16 protein-coding genes, 1 tRNA gene and 1 riboswitch are annotated in these 13937 nt (G+C 68.9%); of the genes, 10 read left to right on the top strand and 7 right to left on the bottom strand.

The window, feature by feature from the left end:
- The first annotated feature begins 132 nt into the window (after positions 1 to 132).
- Entirely contained in the window at positions 133 to 885 is a 753-nt protein-coding gene (locus tag ACFC0D_RS04475) for an MBL fold metallo-hydrolase (protein ID WP_376430965.1), read from the top strand.
- 71 nt (positions 886 to 956) lie between these two features.
- On the opposite strand, the gene ACFC0D_RS04470 is transcribed toward ACFC0D_RS04475, so the two are convergent.
- Together ACFC0D_RS04470 and ACFC0D_RS04465 are read right to left on the bottom strand one after the other, a co-directional pair.
- Positions 957 to 2222 (bottom strand): PTS transporter subunit EIIC, encoded by a 1266-nt coding sequence (locus ACFC0D_RS04470; RefSeq protein ID WP_376430964.1) that lies wholly within the window; start codon positions 2220 to 2222, stop codon positions 957 to 959.
- A gap of 263 nt (positions 2223 to 2485) precedes the next feature.
- Positions 2486 to 3787: a PTS transporter subunit EIIC gene (locus ACFC0D_RS04465; protein WP_376430963.1), complete on the bottom strand. Its 1302-nt coding sequence runs from the start codon at positions 3785 to 3787 to the stop codon at positions 2486 to 2488.
- A gap of 187 nt (positions 3788 to 3974) precedes the next feature.
- On the opposite strand from ACFC0D_RS04465, the gene ACFC0D_RS04460 reads away from it, so the two are divergent.
- The 4 genes from ACFC0D_RS04460 to rdgB all read left to right on the top strand — a co-directional run bounded on the left by ACFC0D_RS04460 (position 3975) and on the right by rdgB (position 6137).
- Positions 3975 to 4256 carry a glucose PTS transporter subunit EIIB gene (locus tag ACFC0D_RS04460; RefSeq protein WP_376430962.1) on the top strand — a complete coding sequence of 94 codons (282 nt, stop codon included), beginning with the start codon at positions 3975 to 3977 and terminating at the stop codon, positions 4254 to 4256.
- Between the two features lie 73 nt (positions 4257 to 4329).
- A complete protein-coding gene (rph, locus tag ACFC0D_RS04455) occupies positions 4330 to 5061 on the top strand; it encodes a ribonuclease PH (RefSeq protein ID WP_329120115.1) in 732 nt (243 codons plus the stop codon).
- A gap of 84 nt (positions 5062 to 5145) precedes the next feature.
- Positions 5146 to 5526 (top strand): hypothetical protein, encoded by a 381-nt coding sequence (locus ACFC0D_RS04450; protein WP_376430961.1) that lies wholly within the window; start codon positions 5146 to 5148, stop codon positions 5524 to 5526.
- 8 nt (positions 5527 to 5534) lie between these two features.
- A complete protein-coding gene (rdgB, locus tag ACFC0D_RS04445; RefSeq protein ID WP_376430960.1) occupies positions 5535 to 6137 on the top strand; it encodes an RdgB/HAM1 family non-canonical purine NTP pyrophosphatase in 603 nt (200 codons plus the stop codon).
- 43 nt (positions 6138 to 6180) lie between these two features.
- Here the strand turns inward: rdgB and ACFC0D_RS04440 are convergent.
- From ACFC0D_RS04440 to bcp, 4 genes are all read right to left on the bottom strand, one after another.
- Positions 6181 to 6264, bottom strand: a tRNA-Leu gene (locus tag ACFC0D_RS04440).
- Between the two features lie 23 nt (positions 6265 to 6287).
- On the bottom strand, positions 6288 to 6962 hold the full coding sequence (locus ACFC0D_RS04435) for an HNH endonuclease (RefSeq protein ID WP_376430959.1): 675 nt from the start codon (positions 6960 to 6962) through the stop codon (positions 6288 to 6290).
- Positions 6959 to 7609: an HNH endonuclease signature motif containing protein gene (locus tag ACFC0D_RS04430; protein WP_376430958.1), complete on the bottom strand. Its 651-nt coding sequence runs from the start codon at positions 7607 to 7609 to the stop codon at positions 6959 to 6961. The genes ACFC0D_RS04435 and ACFC0D_RS04430 overlap by 4 nt, the downstream gene beginning before the upstream one ends.
- Before the next feature lie 151 nt (positions 7610 to 7760).
- A complete protein-coding gene (bcp, locus tag ACFC0D_RS04425) occupies positions 7761 to 8228 on the bottom strand; it encodes a thioredoxin-dependent thiol peroxidase (RefSeq protein ID WP_376430957.1) in 468 nt (155 codons plus the stop codon).
- A 121-nt stretch (positions 8229 to 8349) separates the two neighbouring features.
- On the opposite strand from bcp, the gene ACFC0D_RS04420 reads away from it, so the two are divergent.
- From ACFC0D_RS04420 to ACFC0D_RS04410, 3 genes are all read left to right on the top strand, one after another.
- Positions 8350 to 8670 (top strand): DUF3618 domain-containing protein, encoded by a 321-nt coding sequence (locus ACFC0D_RS04420; protein WP_376430956.1) that lies wholly within the window; start codon positions 8350 to 8352, stop codon positions 8668 to 8670.
- 46 nt (positions 8671 to 8716) lie between these two features.
- Positions 8717 to 9055 (top strand): co-chaperone GroES, encoded by a 339-nt coding sequence (locus ACFC0D_RS04415; protein WP_329120126.1) that lies wholly within the window; start codon positions 8717 to 8719, stop codon positions 9053 to 9055.
- Between the two features lie 65 nt (positions 9056 to 9120).
- A riboswitch (guanidine-III (ykkC-III) riboswitch) is annotated at positions 9121 to 9198 on the top strand.
- A gap of 34 nt (positions 9199 to 9232) precedes the next feature.
- Positions 9233 to 9553: a multidrug efflux SMR transporter gene (locus ACFC0D_RS04410; protein ID WP_189805276.1), complete on the top strand. Its 321-nt coding sequence runs from the start codon at positions 9233 to 9235 to the stop codon at positions 9551 to 9553.
- 104 nt (positions 9554 to 9657) lie between these two features.
- Here ACFC0D_RS04410 and ACFC0D_RS04405 read toward each other — a convergent pair whose 3' ends face one another.
- Positions 9658 to 12030, bottom strand: a complete 2373-nt coding sequence (locus ACFC0D_RS04405; RefSeq protein WP_376430955.1) for a transglycosylase domain-containing protein — start codon at positions 12028 to 12030, stop codon at positions 9658 to 9660.
- A gap of 172 nt (positions 12031 to 12202) precedes the next feature.
- Between ACFC0D_RS04405 and ACFC0D_RS04400 the strand changes: the two genes are divergently transcribed.
- Positions 12203 to 13006 carry an ABC transporter permease gene (locus ACFC0D_RS04400; protein WP_376430954.1) on the top strand — a complete coding sequence of 268 codons (804 nt, stop codon included), beginning with the start codon at positions 12203 to 12205 and terminating at the stop codon, positions 13004 to 13006.
- Positions 13007 to 13067: 61 nt separating this feature from the next.
- Positions 13068 to 13934 carry an ABC transporter permease gene (locus ACFC0D_RS04395; protein WP_376431016.1) on the top strand — a complete coding sequence of 289 codons (867 nt, stop codon included), beginning with the start codon at positions 13068 to 13070 and terminating at the stop codon, positions 13932 to 13934.
- Positions 13935 to 13937: the final 3 nt, after the last annotated feature.

The raw sequence follows: 13937 nt of genomic DNA, 5'->3' as shown, positions 1-13937 counted from the left end.
GAACCGGTGACAGAGCCCGTGAGTTCGCCCACAACGGGACGCCGCGGAGGAGCGACGAGCCCTGACGCGCCTTACGCTCGACGCATCGCACGACCTCCCCCGCCGCTCTCCGCCCTCGGAGGTTCACGCTCCATGAAGCTCACCGTCGTCGGCTGCTCCGGGTCCTTCCCGTCCGCGGATTCGGCCTGCTCGAGCTACCTCGTAGAGGCCGACGGCTTCCGGCTGCTCCTCGACATGGGCAACGGCGCCCTCGGCGAGCTGCAGCGCCACATCGGTCTGTACGACCTCGACGCCATCTTCCTCAGCCACCTCCACGCCGATCACTGCATCGACATGTGCGGGTACTTCGTCGCCCGCTACTACCGCCACGAGGGCGGCCGCTGCGAGGCGATCCCGGTCTTCGCCCCGGAGGGCGCCGAACAGCGCCTGACCACGGCCTACGCGGACACGCCCTCGGACAAGTCGATGAGCGAGGTCTTCGACTTCCGGACCCTGAAGTCCGGCTCCTTCGAGATCGGCCCGTTCTCGGTGCGTACGGAGAAGGTGTGCCACCCGGTGGAGGCGTACGCCATCCGCATCGAGCACGGCGGCCGCTCGCTCACGTACTCGGGTGACACGGGCGTCTGCGAGGCGCTGCACGAACTGGCGGACGGCACGGATCTGTTCCTGTGCGAGGCGTCCTTCACCCATGGCAAGGAGGACATCCCGGCGCTCCACCTCAACGGCCGGGAGGCGGGCGCGGAGGCGGCCCGCTCCTCGGTGGGCCGGCTGGTGCTGACCCACATCCCGCCGTGGACGGACGGCGCCCAGAACCTGGAGGACGCGCGGGCGGTGTACGACGGGCCGTCGGAGCTGGCCTACGCGGGCGCGGTGTACGAGGTCTGAGGCATACGGGAAGGGCCCCGGAACCTCTCGGTTCCGGGGCCCTTCCGTGTACCGCGTACGGGCTCGGGGGCTTACTTCGCCTCGGCCTTCAGCAGCTCGGCGAGCTCCTCGTCGGACTCGCGGCCCGGCGTCGGAAGGTTGAACTTGGTGATCGCGAACCGGAAGATCACGTAGTAGACCGCCGCGAAGCAGAGGCCGACCAGGGCCAGGCCCCACGGGTTGCTCGCGATGCCGAGGTTCAGCAGGAAGTCGACCGCGCCGGCGGAGAAGCCGAAGCCGTCCTTCATCCCGAGCGCCCAGGTCAGGGCCATCGAGACACCGGTCAGGACCGCGTGGATCGCGTACAGCACCGGGGCGATGAACATGAAGGTGAACTCGATCGGCTCGGTCACTCCGGTGACGAAGGAGGTGAGCGCGAGGGAGAACATCATGCCGCCGACGACCTTGCGGCGCTCGGGGCGGGCGCAGTGGACGATCGCGAGGCAGGCCGCCGGGAGGGCGAACATCATGATCGGGAAGAAGCCGGTCATGAACTGTCCGGCGGACGGGTCGCCGGCGAGGAAGCGGGCGATGTCACCGTGCTTGCCCTCGAACTCACCGGCCTGGAACCAGGGGAAGGAGTTCAGCAGGTGGTGCATGCCGATCGGGATCAGCGCACGGTTGGCGACACCGAAGATGCCCGCGCCGACGGCACCGGAGCCGACGAGCCACTCACTGAGGTTGTGCAGGCCCGTGCCGAGGACCGGCCAGATCACACCGAAGACGATGCCGACGACCAGGCCGGCGAAGGCGGAGAGGATCGGGACCAGGCGGCGGCCGCCGAAGAAGCCGGCCCAGTCGGGCAGCTTGGTCCGGTAGAACTTCTGGTACAGCAGGGCGACGACGATGCCCATCACGACACCGCCGAGGACACCGGCGTTGACCGGGGCGTCGCTCATGACGATCTTGCCGTCGGCGACGGAGGCGACCTGCGGCAGGTTCTTGTCGGTGAAGGTCGCGAGCACCTTCTGGAAGACCAGGTAGCCGGTCACCGCCGCGAGCGCGGTGGAGCCGTCCGACTTCTTGGCGAAGCCGATCGCGATACCCACGGCGAACAGCAGGGCCATGTTGTCGAGGATGGCCCCGCCACCGGCCGCCATGTAGCCGGCGAGCTTGTTGATGAAGTCCGGGAACGACTCCTTGCCGAGCATGTCGGGCTGGCCGAACCGCACCAGGAGCGCGGCGGCGGGCAGTACCGCGACCGGCAGCATGAGGCTGCGACCGATGCGCTGCATGACAGCCATCGGGCCGGAGCCCTTCTTCTTCTCGGCCGCGGGGGCGGCACTGGCCGTAGACACAACTTCCTCCAGTAGGCAAGGCGCCGCCAGGGGACTGGTGTTACGGGGGGACGGCGACGTCTCGTGGAACGCGGTGGTCTGGACCGCGTGGTCTACACCAATGAGTGGTGTAGACCTGTTTTAGCACGTGAGACTTAGATAAGGAACCTGCGAATTCTGTGTGGCCGCGCCATAGCGGGGAGTGAACGACGAAAGGCCCCCGGACCACGAGGTCCGAGGGCCCTGAGGGGCTCCACGCGCCGGGCCGAAAGGCCCCGATTCGGCTACGCCTTCGTGACGTCCCGATCCATCTCCTCGCCCAGCTCGTCCGGCTCCCGCCCCGGCGTCGGGAGATCGAACCTGGTGATCGCGAACCGGAAGATCACGTAGTAGACGAGCGCGAAGCCCAGGCCGATCGGAATGATCAGCCACGGCTTCGTCGCGAGGTTCCAGTTGATGACGTAGTCGATCAGACCCGCCGAGAAGCTGAAGCCGTCCTTCACCCCGAGCGCCCAGGTCACCGTCATCGACACACCCGTGAGCACGGCGTGGATCGCGTAGAGCGCGGGGGCGATGAAGAGGAACGAGTACTCGATCGGCTCCGTGATGCCGGTGACGAACGAGGTCAGCGCGACCGACAGCATCATGCCGCCCACCTCCTTGCGCCGGTGCGGCTTCGCGCAGTGGGTGATCGCCAGCGCGGCCGCCGGGAGGGCGAACATCATGATCGGGAAGAAGCCCGTCAGGAACTGGCCGGCGTCCGGGTCGCCCGCGAGGAACATGGGGATGTCGCCATGGACCGTCGTCCCGTCCGGCTTCTCGTACGTCCCGAACTGGAACCAGATGGGCACGTTCAGGAACTGGTGCAGGCCGATGACCAGCAGGGCCCGGTTCGCGACACCGAAGATGCCCGAGCCCCACGCGCCGAGCCCGACCAGCCAGTCGCTGAAGTTCTCCAGGCCGTCACCGATCGGCGGCCAGATCCACAGGCAGAGCGCGGCGAAGGCGATCCCCACGAACGTCATGATGATCGGCACGAGGCGGCGGCCGTTGAAGAAGCCCAGCCAGTCGACGAGCTTCTTCCGGTGGTAGCGCTGCCAGAACCAGGCCGCCAGCAGGCCCATGACGATGCCGCCGAAGACGCCCGGGTTCTCGTACGTGTAGCCGGCGAAGGTGTCGTCGGGCCCGAGGCAGCCTCCGCTGATGTCCTTCGTGTCCTCGGGGCAGCCCTTCGGGAACTGACGGAGCACCGTGTAGTACACGAGGAAGCCGACCACCGCCGCGAGCGCCGTCGAGCCGTCAGCCTTCTTCGCCATGCCGATCGCGACACCGATGCAGAACAGCAGAGGCAGGCCGAGGCTGCCGTCGAGCAGCGCGCCGCCGGCGCCCGCCATCACCTTCGCGACGTTGTCCCAGCCGAGTCCGTCCGCTCCGAAGACGTCCGGCTGCCCGAGCCGGGTGATGATGCCGGCCGCCGGGAGCACGGCGATGGGCAGCTGGAGGCTGCGGCCCATCTTCTGAAGGCCCTGGAAGAGTCCGCCCCACCTCGACTTCTGCGGCGGGGCGGCGGCGCTTTCCGTGCTCATCGGCGTCCTCCCTGACCCGGAACAAGCCGGGCCCGACTCGCGTTGCACACTGGTGTAGACCAGTTGCGATAGGCTCCCGGAGCCCGCTGAGGGCAGGTTGCCGGTGATCGTCATCATTCGACAGAACGAGGGCGCCCGCTCGCGAAGTTGGGCCAACCGTGGGTTACCGTGACAAAGCGGACCGTCGGTGCGCCGAGACTCACGTTTCTTAAGACGGAACGGACAGGGAGAGAACATGGCCAGCAAGGCTGAGAAGATCGTCGCCGGGCTCGGCGGCATCGACAACATCGAAGAGGTCGAGGGCTGCATCACCCGCCTCCGCACCGAGGTCGTGGACCCCTCCAAGGTCGACGAGGCCGCCCTCAAGGCCGCAGGCGCCCACGGCGTCGTCAAGATGGGCACCGCGATCCAGGTCGTCATCGGCACCGACGCCGACCCCATCGCCGCCGACATCGAAGACATGATGTAACCAGCCCCATCGGCCGAGGGGCCCGTTCCGGCAGGGGAACGGGCCCCTCGTCATGTACGGCTACGCTCGTGCCATGTCTCGTATCGACGGCCGTACCCCCGAACAGCTCCGCCCCGTCACCATCGAACGCGGTTGGAGCAAGCACGCCGAGGGCTCCGTCCTCATCTCCTTCGGCGACACCAAGGTCTTCTGCACCGCCTCCGTCACCGAAGGCGTCCCGCGCTGGCGCAAGGGCAGCGGCGAGGGCTGGGTCACCGGCGAGTACTCGATGCTGCCGCGCGCCACCAACACCCGCGGCGACCGCGAATCCGTCCGCGGCAAGATCGGCGGCCGTACGCACGAGATCTCCCGCCTCATCGGCCGCTCCCTGCGCGCCGTCATCGACTACAAGGCGCTCGGCGAGAACACCATCGTCCTCGACTGTGACGTCCTCCAGGCCGACGGCGGCACCCGCACCGCCGCCATCACCGGCGCCTACGTCGCCCTCGCCGACGCCGTCGCCTGGGCCCAGGGCAAGAAGCTCGTCAAGGCCGGCCGCAAGCCCCTCACCGGCACCGTCGCCGCCGTCTCCGTCGGCATCGTCGACGGCACCCCCCTCCTCGACCTCTGCTACGAGGAGGACGTACGCGCCGAGACCGACATGAACGTCGTCTGCACCGGCGACGGCCGCTTCGTCGAGGTCCAGGGCACCGCCGAGGCCGAGCCCTTCGACCGCAAGGAGCTCAACGCCCTCCTCGACCTCGCCTCCGGCGGCTGCGCAGACCTCGCCGAGATCCAGCGCAAGGCGCTCGAAGGAACTCTCTGAGGCGCCACGGCGTCTCCATGAACACGGGCGTACGGCCGAAGCGCCGTACGCCCGTACATCCATATCCCCTGGGGAGGAACCGTCTTGAAGCGCCGTCTCGCACTCACCGTGGCCTCGGCAGCCGTACTCACCACCACCCTCGTCGGCTGCGGAGCACTCGACAAGGCGATGGACTGTGTCGCGACCGCCGACGCGATAGCCACCAGCGTCGACAAGCTCTCGCAGGCGGCATCCAACGCCTCCAACGACCCGACGCAGCTCAACGAGTCCCTGAACGAGATCTCCACCGAACTCGGCAAGCTCAAGGACACGACGGACAACGCCGACCTCTCCAAGGCCGTCGACGACCTCACCAAGGGCGTCGAATCCGTGAAGACCGCTGTCAACAACGGCGACACCACCCCGGACATCAAGCCGGTCACCGACGCCGCCGCCGAGATCGGCAAGGTCTGCACCCCGGGATAATCGGGACCATGACCCGACTGATCCTCGCCACCCGCAACGCCGGAAAGATCACCGAACTCCACGCGATCCTCGCCGACGCAGGCCTCACCCACGAGCTCGTCGGCGCGGACGCGTACCCGGAGATCCCCGACGTCAAGGAAACCGGCGTCACCTTCGCCGAGAACGCCCTCCTCAAGGCACACGCCTTGGCCCAGGCCACCGGCCTGCCGGCCGTCGCCGACGACTCCGGCCTCTGTGTCGACGTCCTGAACGGCGCCCCCGGCATCTTCTCGGCCCGCTGGTCCGGCACCCACGGCAACGACCGCGCGAACCTGGACCTGCTCCTGGCCCAACTCGGAGACATCGACGACACCCACCGAGGCGCCCACTTCGCCTGCGCGGCGGCGCTCGCCCTCCCGGACGGCCGCGAGCGCGTGGTGGAGGGCCGCATGCCGGGCACCCTCCGCCACACCCCGGTGGGCACGAACGGCTTCGGCTACGACCCGATCCTCCAGCCGGAGGGCTACGAGGTGACGTGCGCGGAACTCTCCCCGGAGCAGAAGAACGCGATCAGCCACCGGGGGAAGGCGTTCAGGGCGCTGGTACCGGTGGTGCGGGAGCTGCTGGGCTGAGACGAGAGTGGCCGCCCAGTATTGGGCGGCCACTCTGTATGCGTGCGGCCGGTGGGACTCGAACCCACACGGGATTTCTCCCACGGCGTTCTAAGCGCCGCTTGGCTGCCAGTTACAACACGGCCGCGTACACGGCCATGGTAGCGGTCATCATCCGCTCGATTGAGAGGTGCGTCGACGTCCCCCGCGGCACCAGGTGCTGGTGATCGCATGGCAGTTGGGGCATAGCAGTCGGAGGTTCTCGGCGCGGTCGTCGCTCCAGTCGCCGTTGATGTGGTCGACCTCCAAGGTCATGGGCTTTCCGAGCCACACGGGTCCGGTGCCGCACCTTGCGCACTGCTCTGGCACGCCGATCTCGGAGAGGGCTCGGCGCAGATGTCTGGTCTTGGTTCGGCGCATGCCGTTGTGCTTCACCAGCAGATCCACGGCCTTCTTCGGTGGATTCGTGCCGGGCTTGGCTCGCTGATGGCCCTGCCCCAGGAAGTGCGCAGTCGGTAGATGATCCTCGACGATCCACTGCTTCAAGGACGCTTTCTGGCTCGAGTTTTCCGGCCTGCCCAGGTGCCGGAGGGTCTCCGCCAGGGAAACGGAGCAAGCCACGGCTTCGGCGAGCTCTGCGGTCGTCGGGCGGGGGCCTCCCCTGCGGTAGCCACGTCGGTGGAGATGCGAGACGTCGATGCCGTAGTGCTCGAAGCGGCACCAGAGATAGCGGCGCAGGCGTCCGTATGGTCGTGTACCGAAGAAGGCGATGACCTCCTCGATGTCCCGGCACTTCGCGGCGGCCTCGATCAGTCGCTCCCGTGTGTAGCGGACTCCCGCGCTCATGAGCGGCGACCCTTCCCGCGCCCGCGGTACGTGTCCGTCGTCGAGTGGCAGTTGGGGCAGAGGAACCGCAGGTTCTCGATCTGGTTGTTGCGCCAGTTGCCGTCGATGTGGTCCACCTCAAGCGGGAGCGGATATCCCAGCCAAGTCGCCTCGATCCCGCAGAGCGCGCAGCGCTCGCTGACTCCGACCTCGGACATGGCCCGCTTCAGTCGTTCGTTGGGCTTGCGCGTGGTCTGTGTCGCGGTGCCGTCCACGAGAATCTCCTCGGGTGTACGACGCCGGCGGTTGTCTTTCATGGCCTCTGTGCGTACCTGCGGGGTGAAGTGCGAGGTGTCGATCCCCAGCGCCCGGATCCGTCGGCTGATGTGCGTGTGCTGGCCGCCGACCACCTCGACCCCCAGGCGCCGCAGGACCTCGCACACGCTCGCCGAGGTCGCCACCACAGGCTCAAGCACCTCCCGCGTCCACTTCGCCCCCTCCCGCTCGAAGTGCGACGTGTCCACCCCCAGCCTCCGCATCCGGTCGCGCACATACCGCCGCGTCCCGCTCCTCGGATCCGCCCCCAGCTTCCTCAGTGCCTCCGACAGCGTCCGCGACGTACTCGCCGCCTCCGCCAGCCGTTCCCTCGTGTATGGACTCTCCAGCATCCCGCCACCCCTCCGCCCCGACCACGCGTTCGTGGTCTCGCACGGAGTAACGAGCCGAATATCGGACAGTCACGTCCTCATTCGTCCGAAATGCGGAACGGGTCGCACCGCTTTTCGAAAGCGGTGCGACCCGTCGACGCGAGAGCCCGGTTCAGATACCCAGGTCCTTGATGATCTTGGCTACATGGCCCGTCGCCTTCACGTTGTACAGGGCGCGCTCGACCTTGCCGTCCTCGTCGACGATCACCGTCGAGCGGATCACGCCCGTCACCGTCTTGCCGTACAGCTTCTTCTCGCCGAACGCGCCGTACGCCTCCAGGGTCTCCTTCGACGGGTCGCCCACCAGCGTCACCTTCAGGTGCTCCTGCTCGCGGAACTTCGCCAGCTTCTCCGGCTTGTCCGGCGACACGCCGATGACGTCGTAGCCCGCGCCCGCCAGCAGCTCCAGGTTGTCCGTGAAGTCGCAGGCCTGCTTGGTGCAGCCCGGCGTCAGCGCCGCCGGGTAGAAGTAGACGATGACCTTGCGGCCCTTGTGGTCAGCGAGCGAGATCTCGTTGCCGTCGGCGTCGGGAAGGGTGAAGGCGGGGGCGGTGTCGCCGGGCTGAAGTCGCTCGCTCATGGCTCTCCTCGGGATGTCTGGGCGTACACGACCGAGCCTAATGGGGGCCTGAGACAGACCACGGACGGAGAAACTGAGAGACTGTCCGTCAACGACCGATTACGACTACGGAGGCAGCGCGGTGTCGGAGGCCAGGACCCCTGCGCAGATCGAGGCGGACATCGTCCGCCGGCGCGAGCAGCTCGCCGTCACTCTCGACGAGATCGGCATTCGGATGCACCCGAAGACGATCGTCGGCGACGCGAAGGCGAAGGTCGTCTCCACGGTCGACCACACCGTCGGACGCGCGGCCGTCGCCGTCAACAGGACCTTCTCCGACGTGAAGGCCCGGTTCACCCACGACGACGGCACGCCGCGCCTGGAGCGGGTGGTTCCGGTGGCGCTGGTCGCCGTGGCCCTCGTCGGGCTGCTCGCGGTCTCCACGCGCAAGCACAAGGGATGACCGCTCCCGAGTACGGCCGACACGCCCGGACAGGTAGGTTCGAGTCGTGAGCGACAACACCCACGACAAGCTGCCCATCCGGATGCTCCACGACCGTGTGCTGGTCCGGACCGACTCCCCCGAGGGGGAGCGGCGCTCGGGCGGCGGCATCCTCATCCCGGCCACCGCCGCCGTCGGCCGCAGGCTGGCCTGGGCGGAGGTCGTCGCGGTCGGCCAGAACGTCCGTACGGTCGAGACCGGCGACCGCGTGCTGTACGACCCCGAGGACCGCGCCGAGGTCGAGGTGCGGGGCGTCGCGTACGTCCTGATGCGGGAGCGCGATCTCCACGCCGTGGCCGCGGACCGGTTCGAGGGGTCCACGGACACCACCGGGCTGTATCTGTAGAACGGCTCCGCCGAACGTTCCGAATCGAAGGCCTGGTGACCGGTGTCACCAGGCCTTTCGTATGTATTTTGCTACTCTGGAGCCACCCGACGAGACGCGCCGTACCGGGCCCACTGCACCGCAGTACGCAAAGACGACGCACCCCTGTTGTTCCGTCTCGCGGAGGTGTTCGTCGTCATGGCCTGGGTTCTTCTCATCGTCGCCGGTCTGCTCGAGGTCGGCTGGTCGATCGGTATGAAGTACACCGACGGCTTCACCCGCCTCTGGCCCAGTGTCTTCACGGGCGCCGGGATCGTCGCCTCCATGCTGCTGCTGTCGCAGGCCGCCAAGACGCTTCCCATCGGTACGGCGTACGGCGTCTGGGTCGGCATCGGCGCGGCCGGTGCGGCGGTGCTCGGCATGGTGGTGCTCGGTGAGCCGGCGACCGCCGCCCGGATCTTCTTCGTCTGTCTGCTCCTGGTCGCGGTGGTGGGTCTGAAGGCGACCTCGGGCCACTAGCCCGGCGAGGCCACTGGCCCGGCTAGGCCACTGCCTCGGCGACGCCAGCGGTTCGCCGAGGCCACCAGCCCCAGCCCGGCGACGCCATCAGCCCGGCGACGCCATCAGTTCGGCGAGGCCCGTGGCGACAGCGGCGGCGGTGCGGGAGCCGCCTCGGGGGCCGACGCGGGAGCGGTGAGGGGAGGTGTTCCGTCCCCGCCCCGGTCTGCTTCCGTCTCCGTATCGCCGCCGCCGTCCGTCCCTTCCGGTGTTCCCGGGCGCTCCGGCTCCGGCCGGGGCTCGGGGCGAGCGGGCCGCTGAGGTGTGTGAGCTGTCTGAGGTGCCTGGGGCGTGAGGGGCGTCAGTGATACCGGGGGTGTCCGCGGGTGCTCCTGCGTCTGCTGCGGCCCCTCCGTCCCCTCCTCGGACTCCTCCCACTCCTCCGACGCGTCCGATCCGTCCGGCCGCAGCGGTTCCATCGGGTCCCACGACTCCTCCGCGCCCTCCCCGAGTTCGAGCTCGAACTCCCGAGGCTCCGTCCCCGCCAGCGCGTCCCGTGTGAACTGGCCCCAGATCGCCGCGGGCGGACCGCCCCCGTTGATCCGGGGCAGCCCGAGCGCCCCGTACAGCGACTTCTGTTCGCCCGTCTCCGGGTCCTGGCCCATCATCGTGACCACCGTCGCCAGGTCCGGGGTGTAGCCCGCGAACCAGGCGGCCTTGTCGTCCTCCGCCGTGCCCGTCTTGCCCGCCGCAGGCCGGCCCGCGGCCAGGGCCGCCGTTCCCGAACCGAACTCGACCACGCTCCGCAGCACCGAGGTCGTCGTGTCCGCGGCCTCCCGGCTCACCGCCTGCCGGCTCCCGGTGGCCGGCAGCTCCAGATCCTGGCCGTCCTTGGTGACCCGTTCGACGAGGCTGTACGTGCCGTGCCGGCCGTGGTTGGCGAGCGTGGCGTACGCCTCCGCCATGTCGAGGACGCTCGCGGTGGCGGGGCCCAGGGCGATGGAGGGGGAGGCCTTGAGGTCGGGGGTGCTCTTCGGTACGCCGAGGGCGACGGCCGTCTCCCTCACCCGCGAGGGCCCGACGTCCACCGCCATCTGCGCGTACACGGCGTTGACCGAGCTGTCGGTGGCGGATCGTACGGTGATGTCGCCGAACGACTCGGCGTCCTCGTTGCCCGGGGCGTAGTAGTCGCCGTCCCAGCCCTGGACGGGGCGCTTGTCGGTCCCGTCGTAGTACGTGTTCGGGGTGATCCGCTCGCCCTGCTGGGTGAGCGATCCGTGCTGGAGCGCCGCGGTGAGGACGAAGGGCTTGAAGGTGGATCCGACCTGGTAGTCGCGGCGCGTGGCGTTGTTGACGTACTGCCTGGTGTAGTCGATGCCGCCGTACAGGGCGAGGACCCGCCCGGTCGCCGGGTCGATCGCGGCGCCTCCGACGCGGACGAAGCGGTCGGTGGGGTTCTGCGCCGGGTCGAGCTTCGACATGACCTGGTCCTCGACGGCCGTGACGAAGGCGTCCTGCTTCTCCTTCTCCAGGGTCGTGGTGATCCGGAAGCCGCCGCCGGCCAGGGTCTTCTCGTCGACGATGTCGTTGCCGGTCAGGTACTCCTCGACCGCCTGGACGAGGTAGCCGCGCTGCCCGGAGAGGCCGGTGGCGGGGCGGGCGGTCTGCGGGGACGGGAAGGCGGTGTCCGTCCGTTCGGCGGGGGAGAGCCACTTCTCCTTGACCATGCCGTCCAGGACGTAGCTCCAACGGCCGAGCGCCTTGGTCCGGTTCTCGGGGTGGGTGGTGAGGTCGTAGGCGCTGGGCGCCTTGAGCAGCGAGGCGAGGTACGCGCCCTCGGCGGTGTCGAGGTGCCCGGCGTCCTTGCCGTAGTAGGCGCGGGCGGCGGCCTGGATGCCGTACGCGTTGCGGCCGAAGTAACTGGTGTTCAGATAGCCCTCGAAGATCTCGTCCTTGCTCTTCTCGCGGTTGAGCTTGATGGCGATGAAGAACTCCTTCACCTTGCGGGTGACGGTCTGCTCCTGGCCCAGGTAGTAGTTCTTGACGTACTGCTGGGTGATGGTGGAGCCGGACTGCCTTCCCTTGCCGGTGAGGGTGTTCCAGGCGGCGCGGACCATGGCCTTGGGGTCGACGACGGCCCGGTCGGTGTAGAAGTCGCGGTCCTCCGCGGCGAGTACGGCGTGCCGGACGGTCGCCGGGACGTGCATGAGCCGTACGTTCTCGCGGTTGACCTCGCCGTCGCGGGCGATCTGGGTGCCGTCCTTGTAGAGGTACACGTTGGACTGCGCGATCGCGGCGGAGTTGGCGGGCGGGATGTCCACGAGCAGGTAGCCGGCGACGAGGCCGCCGAGGAGCAGCAGTGTGGTGAGGAGGAAGGTGCCCAGGAGCGCCCGCAGGATGCGTCGGGGGAGGGAACGGCGTGGGCGCTTGGGGGGCGGGGTGGGGACGGTGGGGTCCCTGGGCGCCCAGCCGGGCCGATGTGGCTGGTCGTCGCTCATGGTGGAGCTCCCGTACCGGATGAAGGCGGATGGATCCCCCATACTGCACGCACCGGGACAGAACCCGAGTAATACGACTCGAAAAGCACTCGCGTTGGCGGCACGCGGGGTACTAGGGTCGTGCGCTTTGGTGCCGTCGGGGCACGGAGGAGACGGCACGGGAGGAAGCGGGATGCGGCTGCTGTACGCGACGGTGGCCGCGGGTGGTTTCCGGCGCCATGCCACGTACCGGATGGCCACGGCGGCGGGGGTGTTCACCAACAGCGTCTTCGGGTTCATCCTGTCGTACACCTATATCGCCCTGTGGGACGAGCGACCGCAGCTCGGCGGGTACGACATGGCCGACGCGCTCGCCTATGTGTGGATCGGCCAGGGGCTGATCACCGTCTGCGGGCTGATGGGCGGCGGGTTCGAGGACGAGCTGATCGAACGGATCAGGACGGGCGACATCGCCGTCGACCTGTACCGGCCGGCCGATCTGCAGGCCTGGTGGTTCGCGGCCAACGCGGGGCGGAGCGCGTATCAGCTGCTCGGGCGTGGAGTGGCCCCGATGGTGGTCGGCGCGCTCGTCTTCGACTTCACGCTGCCCGAGCGGGCGTCGACCTGGCTCGCGTTCCTGCTGGCGATCGCGCTGGGCGCGACGGTGAGCTTCGCGATCTGGTACCTGGTGGCGATGAGCGCGTTCTGGCTGATGGACGGTCAGGGCGTGGTGCAGGTGGCGTGGCTGGGCGGGCTGTTCTTCTCCGGGATGCTGCTGCCGCTGAACGTCTTCCCGGGTGCGCTGGGCGAGGTGGCGCGGATGCTGCCGTGGGCGTCGATGCTGCAGATCCCGGCGGATGTGTACCTGGAGAGGTACACGGGCTGGGGACTGCTGGGGGCGTACGCCTTCCAGATCTGCTGGGCGGTCGTGCTGCTGGTGGCGGGGCGGCTGGCGCAGTCGCTGGCGACGCGGAAGGTGGTGGTGCAGGGTGGGTGAGACGCCTGTGCTGGGGGAGACGGAAGCGGTGCGCGGGACGTACGGCGGGCCGGAGGCCGCTATGGCGCCCGGGCCGGCAGCCGGTGGTACGGCGCCCACGGCGGCGGTCCTCGCGTCGTCCCGGCTCGCGGAGTCCTGGCGGACGTACCGGATGGTCGCCGGCATGTGGATCCGTTCGACGATGACGTACCGCACGTCCTTCGCTCTGACGCTGGTCACCTCCTTCGCCGTCACCTTCTTCGACTTCGTCGTGATCCTGCTGATGTTCGGTCAGGTGGAGGGTCTCGGCGGCTTCGCCTTCGCCGAGGTCGCGTTCCTGTACGGGGCGACCGGCACGTCCTTCGGCCTCGCGGACCTGACGATGGGCTCGCTCCAGCGGATGGGCAAGCGGGTACGGGACGGCTCGTTCGACATGTTCCTGCTGCGGCCCGCGCCGGTGCTCGCGCAGGTGGCGGCGGACAAGTTCGCGCTGCGGCGGCTCGGCCGGGTGGCCCAGGGGCTGTTCGTGCTGATCTGGGCGCTGCTGCTCCTGGACGTGGAGTGGACGGCCGTGAAGGTGCTGCTGCTGCCGGTGATGCTGCTCTGCGGCACGCTGATCTTCTCGGCGGTGATGGTCGTGGGTGCGTCGGCGCTGTTCTGGGCGCAGGACGCGGCCGAGGTGACCAGCTCCTTCACGTACGGCGGGAACACGCTGCTGCAGTACCCGCCGGCGATCTTCGCGCAGGATCTGGTGCGCGGGGTCGTCTACGTCGTCCCGCTGGCGTTCGTGAACTGGCTGCCGGCGCTGTACATCCTGGGGCGGCCCGCGCCGGCCGGGGTGCCGTCCTGGCTGGCGTTCGCGTCGCCGCTGGTGGCGCTGGTGTGCTGCGCCCTCGCGGGTGTGGCATGGCGCGCGGGACTTCGTTCGTACCGAAGCACAGGGAGCTGAGGC

The organism is Streptomyces sp. NPDC056222 (assembly GCF_042264065.1).
Classification (GTDB): Bacteria; Actinomycetota; Actinomycetes; order Streptomycetales; family Streptomycetaceae; genus Streptomyces.
The sequence above is the reverse complement of the archived record's forward strand: the minus strand, read 5'-3'. Positions and strand labels throughout refer to the sequence as shown.